Raw genomic sequence first — 13,136 nt, 5'->3', positions numbered from 1 at the left:
TCCTGCAGTACCACGTCGTCGGCAAGCGCTACGACGCCAAGGGCGTCGCCACCGCAGGCTCGGTCGACAGCCTCAACACCGCCGGCGGCCCGCTCAAGATCGAAGGCACCGGCGACAACATGACCGTCAACGGTGCCAAGATCCTCTGCGGCAACATCCCCACCAAGAACGCCACCGTCTTCGTCATCGACAAGGTCCTCACCCCCGGTACCAACAAGAACTAGCCCTCACGTCCGGGTCGTCGCTTCCCCCCGTCGACGACCCGGTCACGGTGGCCGCCGCAGCTGTCGGGCTCTTCCAGCCGCGGTGGCCACTTCCATGCCCGCACCGCCCGTCCGGGGTATGGGCTCCAGCCACGCGGCAGGATGAGCACGACCTGCCGCATGGGGAACGCTGTAGCGGCGGCGTTCCGCCGGCCGTCGCCGTCGCTGGTTCACTCCATGGCCACGGCGACGGCCGGCCCTTTCGCGATCCCGGGAGCGACCGGCCGCGCACCGGATCAGAAGTCGGACACGAGAACCACCTGTCCCCCAGCGTCGAACACCCGGAATCCGGCAGCACCCGTGCGCAGTACGGAACTGTTGAGGTTACAGCGCATTTCCGCGGCACCTGTGCCGATGAACTCGCCCGCGGCCGCCTGGCCCCCTTTCTCGTCCACGATCACTACGCGATACCGCTTGTTCGCGTCGAATCCCGTCCCGGTCAGTTTGATCTCGACGCCCCAGGTATGGGGAACGAGCCCGGCGGAAGCGTGGATCGCCGGAACCGACGCGATCACCGGCACCGCTTCGAACGGGCCCGGCGCCGAGGTGTCCGGATGCGCGGCCCAGCCGGCACCGGCGCCGCACACCAACGCGATCACCGCGGCGGCCACCCAGTGAGGTGGACGCCAACGGGTACGTTTCGAGCCCTCGATGACCTTGCGCACGACCGCGTCACCGAGATCGGGTGGCACCGTCACCTGCCCGTGTTCGCTGACATGCGCGGCTTCGGCCAGGCCCAGCGCGCGAACGACCGGGCTCAGTTCTCGTAGCTCCGAACGGCATTCCGCGCAGCCGGACAGATGTGCGTCGATCTTGAGTCGTTCGTGCTCGTCAAGCCGGTCGAGCGCGTAACCGCCCAAGGTCTCCCGCAGAACGCGGTGATCATCGGGATTCACAGCTCGACCCCCATTTCCTCCATCACGACGCGGAGCGCTCGCAATCCGTAGAACAGTCTCGTGCGCAGGGTCCCGACCGGAATTCCCAGCTCGGCGGCGACTTCCGCGTACGGCCGGCCACGCAGATGGGTTTCGACAAGGCACACCCGGTGTTCCGGGGTGATCCGCCGCAACGCTTCTTCCACGAGCCAGGCGTTGACCCGTCGTTCGTCGAACCCCGTCTCGGCGGGCTCGTCGGCCAGACCGAACTCCCTGGCCGGGCGAACGGACCGGCGGCGCATCTCGTCGGTGATCACATTCCTCGCGATCGCGAACAGCCACACCCGAAGGCTCGCCACCTCGGGATCGAACCTTTCCGCCGCCCGCCACGCCCGGAGGAACACCTCCTGCACCACGTCCTGCGCCGCGCCGTCGTCGTTCAGCTGCCGCATCGCGAACCGGTACAGCTCCGGTCCGTGCGCGTTGTACACCGCACGGAGCGCGTGTTCCCCGGTCAGGCCGAGGCCACCACCGGCCGATCTGCTCATTCCGTGTCCCTCCTGCCGAACTGTGTTCGGAACAGGCAGGGCGAATGTTCATCCGATCACCGAATTTTCCGGAAACGGATGAACGCGAAGAACGCCGCGTCCGTATACACCGGCCGTGAACCCATCTCGACGAAGAGGAGCTGACATGCGCAGAACCACCCGCGCGCTCGTGACCGGAAGCGTGGTGCTGACGCTCATGGCGAGCGGCACCGTCGCCTCCGCCACGCCAACGAGGAACAACGACTGCGGCATCCTCGTCTTGAGCGAGAACGGCACGCTGAGCAGACACCACTGTGAGCGGCCACTGCTGCCCACGTCATCCAAACGGATCACCGGTCTGGCCAAGGGTGACCGGCTGATCGGCCTCGACACCCGGCCCGCCACCGGCGCGCTCTATTCGCTGTCCGGCTCGGGACAGCTGTACCGGATCGACGCCAAGACGGCCAAGGCCACCGCGGTCGGTTCGCGGATCACCTTGACCGGCAAGGCGATCGGCTTCGACTTCAACCCTGTCGTCGACCGGATCAGGGTCGTGACCGACAGCGGCGTCAACCTCCGCCTGCACCCCGACACCGGCGCGATCGCGGGCACCGACACACCGTTGAGCTACCCCGGACGGACACAGGCTCCCCGCGTGACCGCGTCCGCGTACACCAACAGCGTCGCCGGAGCGGCCTCAACCGCGCTCTATGGCCTCGACTCCAAGGACGACACCCTGGTCAAACAAGGCAGCCTGCCAGGGGAGACCCCGGTTGTCTCACCCAATACCGGCCAGCTCGCCACGATCGGCGAACTCGGCCTCGACATCAGCTCGGTGAACGGGTTCGACATCGCCGGTACCGCGACTGCCGGTGCGTACGACCCACGCGACTACAAGGCCGTCGTGGCCGTCCGAGCGCACGGTATCCCATTCCTGGTACGCATCGACCTGGCCACCGGCCGAGCCCAGGTCCTGTCGCCGCTGCTCACGCGCCCGGTCGGCCTCACCTTCACGAGCTGATCCTCCTGCCTCGCGCCGCGGAGCGGTTTCAGCGGCGCGAGGCCGGGCAGGGCACGTGGTCGCGGCTGACCATGGCCGGCGAGCCGCGGACTCAGAACCCACTGATCGCCGCGTCGGCCACTCCGGAGCCGTTCTGTGCGCGCGATCGAGCGCGAAGTCCGCACTGATGTCGTTCTAGCGCAACAGCTTCGAGGTCAGTTCGGACAACCGGTCGGCCGCCGCGGTGTCGAACGGTTCGCCGTGTACGTCGACCGGGTCGTCTTGCATGAAAGCTGTCAATGGTGCGGACGGCGGGTTGTCGAGGTGGCGAAGAATCCGGGTGAGGGCGGCTTCGACCGGCTGGCCACGCTCTCGCATGCGTGCGACCAGATCGGCACTGGCAGCGTCGTACTCGCCGGTGAATCCGGTCGCCGTCAGCCCAGGGTGCAGGAGAACGTATCGGACCCGCGTGCCGGGATGGCGGCGCGCGAAGGCCACTCCATGCAGATCACTGAGCTTCCCGCACTGTCCCATGACCTCGTCGGGATCGTAGGCGCGCGAGAACTGCAAGTCGTCCCAGCGGATCCTGGACAAGTCTCCCCCGGGGCCCGCCAGATCGAGAATCACCGGGGCGTCGGCTTGTTCGAGTCACGCCGCAAGGCCCTGCGCGAACAGGTAACGACTCAAATAGAACAGCGCGAAGTTGGCTTCGAAGCCTTCTTCCGTGACGGACCGTGTCGCACGGAAGTACCGCGCACCCAGCACAAGAGCATCCACAACCTGATACGCCGACGTGATCTGCTCGATCACCCGCCGATTCTCGGACACCAGGCTCAAATCCGCCTGGATGAACTCGACGCGCTGGGCGGCATCGAGTTCGGCGGCGACGTCCAGGACAGCCGCCCCCTTCCGGGCGCTGGTGCCGATGACGACAACCCGCTCTCCGCGTCGCAGACAGGCGCAGGCGAGCGCCTTGCCCATCCCGTCGGTTCCGCCGGTGATGACCACGGTCTTCACGTACATCTCCTCGGTTACGACTGATCTCGTCAGTCTGAACTACTAGACTCACGAGTCTAGATAGACAGAACCACGCGCGCAACAGTCGCCGCGCGGGACTTAGGATGGTCTGATGAGCGCGGCACCACACTCGTCCCGACCGCGATCGACCACGCCCCGCGGGCGTATCGACAAACAACAGGCCGTGCTGACGGCGGCGTTCACCGTGTTCGCCCGCCTGGGGTACGCACAGGCCCGCGTGGACGAGATCGCCGCTGAGGCAAAGGTCGCGAAGGCGACTGTCTACAACCACTTCGGCGACAAGGAGACGCTGTTCCGCGAGGTGGTGAGGGCGCTTTCGGAGACCGCTCTCACGGCCAACCTCGCAGCGGTGGAGCAACTTGTGAACGACAGTGACGACCTGCCGGCGAATCTCAGGGAGGTCGGATTGCAGCTGGCCAGGTGCTACTGCCTCGAAGAATCCCGTGCGCTTCGACGGCTGGTTTCCGCCGAAGCCCCCCAGTTCCCCGACCTGCTCGACGTCATGGACGAGGTCTCACACCGGGTCACCCAAGCCTTGACCGACCGGCTCGCCCGGCTGTCGCTGGCAGGCAGGCTCCTGATCGACGACCCGGAGTTGGCTGCCGCACAGTTCACCGCACTGCTCACAGGCAGCGTGGACACCCGATCCCGGCTTGCCACCCGCTCGGTGCCCGACGCCGAGCTACGAGCCATCACCGAAGCCGCGGTGGCGACTTTCCTGAAAGCGTTCGGGAAGTGAACGATCCGGAGTCACCGAGCAGGACTTGAAAGCCGGCCAGGTCACCGGTCGACGTCAGCTTCGGGCCCGGACAGCGATCTCTCCTGCGAAGGCGCGCGCCTGGCCGCTGTCCTCCGCGTGCCAGACCACTCCGAGCACTGACTCCGGCAGCCCGGTGAGCGGCACGAAAACGACCGAATCCCGCCGCCCCTGGTGTTCAGCCGTCGAGCGGCACAGCACCATGCCGCCCTGGCCCGCCGCGGCGAGACCCATGCCTTCCTGCAGGGTGCCTGCGGTCGGTCCGCGCGGTATCCGGCGACCTTCGGGGGTGATTTCGGGGGCTTGGGCGTGACGCCAGTATTCCGGGGCCGGGCCGCGGATGCCGATCAGAGGACATTCCGCCAGTTCGTCGACGGTGACGGACTCCCTGCGGGCGAACGGATGCCGAGGCGAGACGGCGAGCACCTGCGGTTGCCGGGAGAAAACCGGACCGAGCACGAGATCCGGTTCCTCCACCGGAAGCAGCACCACCGCGGCGTCGATCTCCCGACGGCGGAGCGAGCCGAACGGATCGGCCAGCGGGATCTCGGTGAGCTCCACCGCGCAGTCCGGGTGGCGCTTCTCGAATCCGCCGATGGCGTTCGCGAGATGGTCGTCGATGATGCCCTGAAAACCGATGCGCAGCACGCCGCCGGTCCCTCGCGCGGTGGCGCGCGTGTGATCGACGGCGGCCCGCAGAGCCTCGTAGGCCGGACGCAGCTCGGCGAGGAACTTCTCCCCCAGCGGAGTCAGCTCCGCCCGACGGCTCGTGCGTTCGACGAGCGTCGCGCCGATCCGCCCCTCCAGCGAGCGAAGCAACTGACTGACCCGGCTCTGAGAGACGTACAGGCGTTCGCCCGCCCGGCCGAAATGCAGCTCCTCGGCGAGCACCAGGAACGCCTCCAGCTCACGGATCTCCAGGCCGCTCATCGGTTTCCTCCACCCGTGGATCCAGTAGTCCCGCTCATAGAAGGATGAGACATCAGCCGTTGTTCCCGGACGCGCACGACGGTTGCCTGGAACACGTGGCACCAAAGGAAACCAGGCAGAAGAAGAACGGCTGGCCGTCGGTGAGTGCTCTCGCCGGGGCGACCTTCACCGTGGTCACGTCGGAAATGCTGCCGGCGGGTCTGCTGACCCCGATCAGCCGCGATCTGCGGGTCACCGAAGGCACGGCGGGCCTGACGCTCACGGTCACCGGCCTGGTCGCGGCCGTCTCCGCCCCCCTGTTGATCCCGGCGCTCAGGAAGTTCGACCGGCGGGCCGTGCTGTGCGCATTGATGGCGCTGCTGACGGCCGGGAACCTGCTGGCGGCGTGGTCGCCCGGGTTCAGCGTCATGCTGGCCGCGCGGGTGCTGGTCGGCATCGGCATGGGCGGGGTGTGGGCGATCGCGGCGAGCCTGGCCGTGCGACTCGTCCCGTCGAAGTCGATCGGGTCCGCGACCTCGCTGATCTTCAGCGGAATCGCCGTGGCGTCCGTCCTGGGTGTACCGGCAGGCGCCTACCTCGGGGATCTGCTCGGCTGGCGGGCCGCTTTCGTCGGCGCCGGTGGTCTTTCACTGGTGGTGCTGGCCGCGCTGGCGATGTCACTGCCGTCGTTACCGACGGAACGGGAAGTCCGTCTGGGCGCGATGGTGCGGCTGGCAGGTGTGCCGCGGGTGCGCCTCGGACTCATCGTGGTGGCGCTGATCGTCATCGGGCACTTCGCCGCGTACACCTATATCCGGCCGGTGCTGGAAGAGGTGTCCGGGGTGAGCGCGGGACAGATCGGGACGCTCCTTTTGGTCTACGGGCTCTTCGGGGTCGCGGGCAATTTCACCTCCGGCGCCGGAGCGGCACGATCGCCACGGGCGACCCTGCTGGCGCTCGGCGGGACTTTGTCGGTGACGATGGCACTGGTTCCGCTCCTGGGACTGACCACCCTGGCGGCAACAGCGTTGCTGGTGGTCTGGGGCCTGGCGTACGGCGGTGTCTCGGTGGCCTCGCAATCATGGATGCTGGCGGCCGCGCCGGAGGCCCGAGAAGCGACGTCGGCGCTGTTCGCCGGAGTGTTCAACGCGGCGATCGCGGCCGGGGCACTGGTCGGCGGGCTGGCCACGGACGCAGCCGGAACGACCGCGGTGATGTGGCTCGGCGGGGTGTTCGCGGCCGGGGCGGTGCTGACTCTCGCCACCACCGGGCGCCGGGCGCCGGTGGCCACGCCCTCCAGAACGTGACCACCGACGTCCGACTGGGTCAATCCGTTCCAGCGTCGGCTTTCGATACCGCTCCGTCCGTCGATAGCCGACGCTGGAGGCTACTCGTCAGCCTTGATCAGCGTGCAGCCCGACTACGCCGCGGCGCCTCCCAATCGATCGGCAACTCTGTCACACCAGAGGCGAAAGCCCGACTCGTCACCTATTTATCAGGGTCTTCCGCTCTTCTTCGCCGATCACGCCTCCAACGACGCAATGCATAATACGCGACTCCCAGCAAAAAAATAAGTCCAAACGACAGGAATGCCATCCCGTCCCAGAGGCCAGCCCCGAAAGCCCCGATAATGACCCAGCCGGTTCCGACCAGCGTCAATAAAGCCAGTTGCCCATATGTTGGAGTCGTGTCTTCGCTCATTTCGCCTTCTATCTGCAGTCGCTCTGAAGGCTGTTGACGGCCGATTGCACATCCAGCTACAGCCACTGGTGTAAATAACTGGTGGAGGGCACCCCCAAGAGGCCGATTCCGCCCGGCATAATACCCATGGACGAGTTGACGCGGGGCCATGCGCTGTCGGCGCCCTGCGGGGTCTGTTCTGTTGCAGAGGTCTGCTTGTGAAGCGACCCAGGCGGGGACGAACTTGTAGACGCACCGACCCGGTCCAGGTTGCTTCCGGCTGATCAATTTCACATCGGCGCATTCCCAGGTCAAGGCGTGGGCATCTTCAGTGGCGAGAGCTATTACGGCAGAAGGGAAGAACGATGACCACTCGCACGAACATCCGTCGGAGCGCCGCTGTCCTGCTGGTCGCCGGAGCGGCGGCCGGGGCCACCGTCCTGGCCGCCGATACCGCCGTCGCGATGCCGACCGACTTCCACTGCACGTCCGGTCAGGTCACCACTCGGCTCGTCTACGGCGGGGCCGGCGCGGGCGGCCGCGACGCGGCCATCCAGTTCACTGCGAAGCAGGGCGAGACCTGCACCCTGCCCGGAACGCTGCCCATCGACCTCGTCGGGGCACGCGACGTGGTGCTCTCCTCTGACGCCGCGCCGGACGCCTCGTCGGTGGAGATCGGTGACGGCTCCTCGGCCCATATCCCGCTGCACTGGAGCGCGATCGGTGCGCCGCGGCAGGAGACACCGTTGGCGATCACGATCACCGCGCCCCAGGAGACCAGCCCGCGCGGCGACACCAGCGACCCGCGGATCACCCTGCCCTGGGACTTCGGCGCGGTCAACGCCGCCCCCGAGAGCCACACCATCCGCACCGGAGCGATGACGGCGGGCACCGCGCCCACTGTCTGAGGTCCGAGTCTGCCGGGGCCGGGCCAAGTGCTCGGCCTCGACGCTCGGGCGCAGGCGTGGCGCGTCAAGGTCAGCCAGAGCGAACTGAAAGAAAGTGAGCGCCACGCACAGCGTGCCGGTCCAGATCCCGGGGTACGCAAACAGATCTCGGTGCTGCTTCGACTTCACTTACGCGGAGAACCCTTCAGGTCTGTGTCGACCTGGTCGACAGGTGACGTCTCGACGACCGCGCGGGCGAGGAGATCGACATCGACCGCGTCGACGGGCTGATCGTCCTTCTCCTGTCGTGGGGTGCGGCCAAAAGGCGCCAGGCAGCCGGAACGGGCGCCAAGGGCGCGAACTTGGCCCCGAGCGGCTTGCCGCGTCACTGGCCTTCGCCGACCGCGCGGGCACCGCCCGCTACGTGGCGCTCCAGCCGCAGTACAACCTCATGTCGCGCGACACCTACGAAGGCGCACGGCGCGACATCGTGCAGGGCTGGCGTGCGTGCCGTACTTCCCAGTAACCATCAGAGCCACGCTACCCGGGGCCTGGACGCGACAACCGCCATCGGCGACGCCGCATCACCACGATATTGCCCAGGCCAGATCCACTGAGCATCCTGCGAGTGCCCCCGGTGAGATTCGAACTCACACTGGACGGGTTTTGAATCCGTTGCCTCTGCCAGTTGGGCTACGGGGGCGGTGCCGGGTGAACTTTACGGGATCACGGCCGCGCGTCGTTCGCCGGGCCCGGGGTGTGACGACCGCCTGGACGTGGTGAACGCCATCTAGCCGTCTGGATCGTTCCCGGTAGGCTTCAGGTTCGCGGACAGCCCGCGAATCGAACTGCCCGACGACCCTCAGGAGGACCCCGGTGACCGAGCAGGCTGCCGAGGCCAACGGTGCCGTCGCCGCACCCCAGCGGCGGGTGCTCGTGGCCGAAGACGAGGCCCTCATCCGGCTGGATCTGGTCGAGATGCTCCGCGAAGAGGGCTACGAGGTCGTCGGTGAGGCCGGGGATGGCGAGCAGGCCATCAACCTGGCTACCGAATTGAAGCCCGACCTGGTGATTCTCGACGTCAAGATGCCCAAGCTCGACGGTATCGAGGCCGCGTCCAAGATCACCGGCGACCGGATCGCACCGGTCGTCATCCTGACCGCCTTCAGCCAGCGCGACCTCGTCGAGCGGGCCAGGGACGCGGGCACGATGGCGTATCTGGTCAAACCGTTCGCCAAACGCGACCTGGTGCCCGCCATCGAGCTGGCCGTGAGCCGGTTTTCCGAGCTGCAGGCACTCGAGGCCGAAGTCGCGGGCCTGACCGACCGGTTGGAGACCCGCAAGGTCATCGATCGGGCGAAGGGTCTGCTGATGAGCCGTCAGGGGCTCACCGAGCCGGACGCGTTCCGCTGGATACAGCGCACCGCGATGGATCGCCGGACCACGATGAAGGCGGTGGCCGAGGCCGTCGTCGAAAGCATCGGCTGACGCTTCCGGACAATGCGGTGAGGCCTCCTTTCCTTCGGGAAGGAGGCCTCACCGCGTGAAAAGCCTTACAGGCGCCCGGCGGCTCGCATCACCCGGTAGACGTCGGTGTTGTCGACGGTGCCGCCCAACCGATCGGAGCCGGGGCCTTCGGCGGTCACCGGGGTGTCGGCGCCGGTGTGGTCGTGGGTCGTCCAGTCCACAGTGAACTGGAGCTTCGAGCCCGGTACGTCGAACGGGCCGTCCTGGTCGGGATCGGTGTCGGAGCCGTCGTGGTTCTCGATGCTCAGTCCGCCGGTCTCGTGGTCCCCGCCGATGATCACCAGCGTGTCGGGGTGGGTCCGGACGAACCGCAGGACCTCGGCGACCGTGGCGTCGAGGGCGCGCCCGGCGTCGATCACGCCGTGCGCGTTGTTTTCGTGGGACATCCCGTCGGTGCCCTCCTCCTCCAAAAACAGGAAGAAGCCTCGCTGGTTCTTCGACAGGGTGTCCAGCGCCTTGCGCGCCATCTGCTGGAGCGGCACTCGCGGCGCGTACTCGCCGACACCGTCCGGGCCGTAGTCGACCATGTCCTCGTTCGCGAACAGGCCGAGGATCCGGTTCGCCCTCGTGTTCCGCAGTTCGTCGCCGTCGCGCACGTAGGTGTAGCCCGTCCGCTGCGCGCGTTCGACCAGGTTGCCGTAGGGACTGCGGCTTTCCTCCCCCGGCTTGTCCGGCCAGAGACCGGGGTTCCCCTTCGGATACCACCAGTCCTCGCCGCCGCCGAGCAAAACGTCCGGACGGCTGTTCTCGATGTACTGCTTCGCGATGTCACTCTGCGAATCCCGGCTGGGTACGTGCGCCGCGAACGCCGCCGGCGAAGCACCCGTCACCTGCGCCGTGGTGACTAGCCCGGTCGACTTCCCCGCGCGTTTCGCCTGCTCCAGGATCGTTTCCAGCGGACGCCCGTGGACGTCCACGCCGACCGCGCCGTTGCGTGTCCTGTGCCCGGTGGCCAGCGCGGTGGCCGCCGCGGCCGAGTCGGTGACGATCTCGTCGGGGTCGTCCGACGCCGTCCGGACGAGACCGGTGACCGCGAGCCCGTCCATCGCCAGTTCGCCGCGGTTGCCCTTGAGCGCCAGCCGGAGCAGGTCGCGCTGGCCAAGGCCGAGGCCGTCGCCCTGGATGTAGATGATGTTGCGCGCCACCCGCGCCCCGGAACCCGCCGTCGTCGTCTCCGCGACGGCGGCCGAGCCACCGCACAGGACCACCAGAACCGTCGCCGCCGCCAGACCTCGTCCGCGCACATCGCCTCCCATTAGTTAGGAACCTTTCCTAACAGACTTTCCTAACAGAGAAGTCACGGGAAGGCGAGGGCCAAAGAGCCTTGAACAAGATACCCACGATCGATGAGATCCAGACCACACGATCGGGTCGTGACGATCTAGTCGCGGCTGGGTCTATGGAGTGTGGGAGTAAACCGGTAGACGGTGGACTTCCGCCACAGGCAAGGGAATCCGAACCGAGGAGACAGTGATGACGAACACCGCAACTACCGCGACCACCGCCAAGCCCAACTCGAACTCCGCCCCCGCCGAGAACAGCGCGCTCGTCTCCACCCAGGGCGTGACCACGATCGCCGACACCGTCGTGCAGAAGGTCGCGGGCCTCGCGACCCGGGAGATCACCGGCGTCCACGCCCTCGGCGGCGGCGCCGTGCGGGCGTTCAACGCGCTGCGTGAGCGCATCCCGGGCGCCACCGCGTCCGCCGGGCAGGGCGTCTCCGTCGAGGTCGGCGAGCGCCAGGCCGCGGTCGACCTGCAGATCGTCGTCGAATACGGCGTCGCGATCGCGGATCTCGCCAAATCCATTCGCCGCAACGTGATCGGCGCGGTCGAGCAGATGACCGGGCTCGAGGTCGTCGAGGTCAACATCAACGTCTCCGACGTGTACATCCCGGGCGACGACGACACCGACGAGAGCACCGAATCCACCCGCGTCCAGTGACCACCGGCGCCGGTCCGCGCCTGACAGCAAGGAGAACGTTCATGAACGCCACCCATCTCGGCCTGTTGACCGGTCTCGTGCTCGGCGTGGCCGGCGCGTTCGGCGGCTTCGGCGCCTTCCTCGTCGTACTCGTCCTCGGCGCGCTGGGCCTGCTGGTCGGCCGGTTCCTCGACGGCAAGCTCGACCTTTCGGCCCTGGCCGGCCGCGACAGGGGCTGACCGCCATGACGACCATGACCGCCGCCGCGCCGGACACGGACGGGCGCGGCGGGCTCACCGTAGCCGCCGGTGCCGTCGAACGGATCGCCGCGCAGGCGATCACCGAACTCGACGGCATCGGCGGCGCGGCCTCCCGGGTGCTCGGGATCGCGGTCGGCGGTGAAGACCTCGACCAGGGCGCCAAGGTGAGCGCGGACGTCACCGGCTCGACGGCCGCCTTGGACGTCCGGCTCTCGGTGAAGTACCCGCTTTCGGTCCGTGCCACCGCCGAAACCGCGCGGGAGCACCTGATCCACCGAGTCGGCGAACTCTCCGGCCTGACCGTCACGCGGGTCGACATCACCGTCACGGCCCTGCATTCCACCGAGACCGAAACGAGGAGGGTCCGATGAAACGGCGCCCCCGCCGCAGCGTCCCGGCAGTGCTCGTCGCCCTCGTGGTGCTCGCCGGATGCGTCCTGGCCGCCGCCGTCGCGGTCCAGACGATCATCGGCGAGAAACCTTGGGTCAGCTACGACGCCGTCGCGTCCGCGCTGCACGACACCCGTTGGAGTGATCCGCTTCCGGCGATCGCGGGCGGGGTGGTCGCGTTGATCGGCCTGCTGCTCCTCGTGACCGCGATCGTCCCGGGGCGGCCGACCGTGCTGCCACTGGAAGGCGGCCCGGACTCGGGTGCCTCCCGGCGCAGCTACCGGTCCACGCTGCGCACCGCGGCGTCCACTGTGGACGGCGTCTCCGCGGCGAAGCTGAAGGTCAAACGGCGCGGGATCGTCTCGGTGGTGACCACCGGTCGGACGAACACGGCGGGACTCGCCGACGCCGTCCGCGCCGCCATCGAGCATCGCCTCGCCCAGATCGGCCCCGCCACCGTCCCGGCCGTGCGGGTCCGGGTCAAGGCCACCAGGAGCGCGTCATGACCGACCTCAACCGTCCCGCCCGCCTGAACCGCACCCTGCTGGTGCTGACCGGGCTCGTCCTGCTCGCCGGTGGCGTGTTCGCCGTCGGCACCCATTTCGGCAGGATCCCCTTGCTCAGGGCCGATACGGCGCTCGTCCCCGGCACGGCCATGCCGCCCGGCTGGGCCTGGTACGCCGTCGCCGGGGGCGCGGTGGTCGTCGGACTGCTGACGCTGCGCTGGCTCATCGCCCAGCCCGTCCGGAAACCCAAGTCCCACACCTGGCGCTTCGACCAGGACACGGGCCGGACCGCGCTGGCCGCGAGCACCGCGGTCGAACCATTCACGGCCGAGGTCGCGACCTATCCCGGCGTCCACGCCGCGCACGCCACGCTGGGCGGCACCCAGGACGCGCCGGTGCTGGCCGTGGTGCTGAGCGCCGAACAGGACGGCGACCTCGGCGCCATCCGCGAACGGGTCACCGAGGAAGGCCTGCCGCGGCTGCGCCAGGCGCTGGACCTCGAAGACCTTCCCACGACCATCGAGTTCCGCTTCTCCGCGAAGACGGGTTCCCGCATCCAATAGGGTTTCCGGGGCGAGCGGACCGGGAACGCGGT

At 68.1% G+C, this 13,136-nt stretch carries 18 protein-coding genes and 1 tRNA gene; 12 read left to right on the top strand and 7 right to left on the bottom strand.

What is annotated here, in order from left to right; translation table 11 throughout:
- A partial coding sequence (locus BS329_RS40145) for a fasciclin domain-containing protein (RefSeq protein ID WP_143253429.1) occupies nt 1-224 on the top strand: 224 nt, incomplete at its 5' end.
- Nucleotides 225-499: 275 nt separating this feature from the next.
- On the opposite strand, the gene BS329_RS40140 is transcribed toward BS329_RS40145, so the two are convergent.
- Together BS329_RS40140 and BS329_RS40135 are read right to left on the bottom strand one after the other, a co-directional pair.
- Nucleotides 500-1,159 carry an anti-sigma factor family protein gene (locus tag BS329_RS40140; RefSeq protein WP_076168661.1) on the bottom strand — a complete coding sequence of 220 codons (660 nt, stop codon included), beginning with the start codon at nt 1,157-1,159 and terminating at the stop codon, nt 500-502.
- Entirely contained in the window at nt 1,156-1,686 is a 531-nt protein-coding gene (locus BS329_RS40135) for a sigma-70 family RNA polymerase sigma factor (protein WP_076168659.1), read from the bottom strand. The genes BS329_RS40140 and BS329_RS40135 overlap by 4 nt, the downstream gene beginning before the upstream one ends.
- 145 nt (nt 1,687-1,831) lie before the next feature.
- Here BS329_RS40135 and BS329_RS40130 point away from each other — a divergent pair, with 145 nt between their 5' ends.
- The gene (locus tag BS329_RS40130) at nt 1,832-2,686 is read left to right on the top strand and encodes a DUF4394 domain-containing protein (protein WP_076168657.1); all 855 of its coding nucleotides are present in this window, start codon (nt 1,832-1,834) and stop codon (nt 2,684-2,686) included.
- Between the two features lie 174 nt (nt 2,687-2,860).
- Here the strand turns inward: BS329_RS40130 and BS329_RS45005 are convergent, their stop codons facing one another.
- Both BS329_RS45005 and BS329_RS45000 read right to left on the bottom strand, forming a co-directional pair.
- Nucleotides 2,861-3,259, bottom strand: a complete 399-nt coding sequence (locus BS329_RS45005; RefSeq protein WP_244197483.1) for an SDR family NAD(P)-dependent oxidoreductase — start codon at nt 3,257-3,259, stop codon at nt 2,861-2,863.
- Nucleotides 3,260-3,313: 54 nt separating this feature from the next.
- Nucleotides 3,314-3,682 carry an SDR family NAD(P)-dependent oxidoreductase gene (locus BS329_RS45000; protein WP_244197482.1) on the bottom strand — a complete coding sequence of 123 codons (369 nt, stop codon included), beginning with the start codon at nt 3,680-3,682 and terminating at the stop codon, nt 3,314-3,316.
- A gap of 112 nt (nt 3,683-3,794) precedes the next feature.
- Between BS329_RS45000 and BS329_RS40120 the strand changes: the two genes are divergently transcribed.
- The gene (locus BS329_RS40120; RefSeq protein WP_076168656.1) at nt 3,795-4,442 is read left to right on the top strand and encodes a TetR/AcrR family transcriptional regulator; all 648 of its coding nucleotides are present in this window, start codon (nt 3,795-3,797) and stop codon (nt 4,440-4,442) included.
- Nucleotides 4,443-4,496: 54 nt separating this feature from the next.
- On the opposite strand, the gene BS329_RS40115 is transcribed toward BS329_RS40120, so the two are convergent.
- On the bottom strand, nt 4,497-5,390 hold the full coding sequence (locus BS329_RS40115) for a LysR family transcriptional regulator (RefSeq protein ID WP_076168654.1): 894 nt from the start codon (nt 5,388-5,390) through the stop codon (nt 4,497-4,499).
- A 95-nt stretch (nt 5,391-5,485) separates the two neighbouring features.
- Between BS329_RS40115 and BS329_RS40110 the strand changes: the two genes are divergently transcribed.
- The 3 genes from BS329_RS40110 (at nt 5,486) to BS329_RS45615 (ending at nt 8,462) form a co-directional block, all read left to right on the top strand.
- Nucleotides 5,486-6,676 (top strand): MFS transporter, encoded by a 1,191-nt coding sequence (locus BS329_RS40110; protein WP_244197481.1) that lies wholly within the window; start codon nt 5,486-5,488, stop codon nt 6,674-6,676.
- A 738-nt stretch (nt 6,677-7,414) separates the two neighbouring features.
- Nucleotides 7,415-7,957, top strand: coding sequence for a DUF4232 domain-containing protein (locus BS329_RS40105; RefSeq protein WP_076168653.1), 543 nt, complete (start codon nt 7,415-7,417; stop codon nt 7,955-7,957).
- Between the two features lie 286 nt (nt 7,958-8,243).
- Complete coding sequence (locus tag BS329_RS45615) at nt 8,244-8,462, top strand: hypothetical protein (protein ID WP_425266398.1); 219 nt, start codon at nt 8,244-8,246, stop codon at nt 8,460-8,462.
- 103 nt (nt 8,463-8,565) lie between these two features.
- Here the strand turns inward: BS329_RS45615 and BS329_RS40100 are convergent.
- Nucleotides 8,566-8,639: transfer RNA gene (locus BS329_RS40100), tRNA-Leu, on the bottom strand.
- A 173-nt stretch (nt 8,640-8,812) separates the two neighbouring features.
- Between BS329_RS40100 and BS329_RS40095 the strand changes: the two genes are divergently transcribed.
- Nucleotides 8,813-9,424: an ANTAR domain-containing response regulator gene (locus BS329_RS40095; protein ID WP_076168651.1), complete on the top strand. Its 612-nt coding sequence runs from the start codon at nt 8,813-8,815 to the stop codon at nt 9,422-9,424.
- A 65-nt stretch (nt 9,425-9,489) separates the two neighbouring features.
- On the opposite strand, the gene BS329_RS40090 is transcribed toward BS329_RS40095, so the two are convergent.
- On the bottom strand, nt 9,490-10,707 hold the full coding sequence (locus BS329_RS40090; RefSeq protein ID WP_076168674.1) for an alkaline phosphatase: 1,218 nt from the start codon (nt 10,705-10,707) through the stop codon (nt 9,490-9,492).
- Nucleotides 10,708-10,936: 229 nt separating this feature from the next.
- Here BS329_RS40090 and BS329_RS40085 point away from each other — a divergent pair, with 229 nt between their 5' ends.
- Genes BS329_RS40085 through BS329_RS40070 form a run of 5 tightly spaced genes read left to right on the top strand, consistent with a single transcriptional unit; the run spans nt 10,937 to nt 13,104 of the window.
- Nucleotides 10,937-11,407 carry an Asp23/Gls24 family envelope stress response protein gene (locus tag BS329_RS40085; protein WP_076168650.1) on the top strand — a complete coding sequence of 157 codons (471 nt, stop codon included), beginning with the start codon at nt 10,937-10,939 and terminating at the stop codon, nt 11,405-11,407.
- 41 nt (nt 11,408-11,448) lie between these two features.
- The gene (locus tag BS329_RS44055; RefSeq protein ID WP_167480063.1) at nt 11,449-11,625 is read left to right on the top strand and encodes a hypothetical protein; all 177 of its coding nucleotides are present in this window, start codon (nt 11,449-11,451) and stop codon (nt 11,623-11,625) included.
- Nucleotides 11,626-11,630: 5 nt separating this feature from the next.
- A complete protein-coding gene (locus BS329_RS40080; protein WP_076168648.1) occupies nt 11,631-12,017 on the top strand; it encodes an Asp23/Gls24 family envelope stress response protein in 387 nt (128 codons plus the stop codon).
- Complete coding sequence (locus BS329_RS40075) at nt 12,014-12,541, top strand: DUF6286 domain-containing protein (RefSeq protein WP_076168646.1); 528 nt, start codon at nt 12,014-12,016, stop codon at nt 12,539-12,541. Before BS329_RS40080 ends, BS329_RS40075 begins: the two co-directional genes overlap by 4 nt.
- Nucleotides 12,538-13,104: a hypothetical protein gene (locus BS329_RS40070; protein ID WP_076168645.1), complete on the top strand. Its 567-nt coding sequence runs from the start codon at nt 12,538-12,540 to the stop codon at nt 13,102-13,104. Before BS329_RS40075 ends, BS329_RS40070 begins: the two co-directional genes overlap by 4 nt.
- The last annotated feature ends 32 nt before the right edge of the window (nt 13,105-13,136 follow it).

Source organism: Amycolatopsis coloradensis, from assembly GCF_001953865.1.
GTDB classification, from domain to species: Bacteria; Actinomycetota; Actinomycetes; order Mycobacteriales; family Pseudonocardiaceae; genus Amycolatopsis; species Amycolatopsis coloradensis.
The sequence above is the reverse complement of the archived record's forward strand: the minus strand, read 5'-3'. Positions and strand labels throughout refer to the sequence as shown.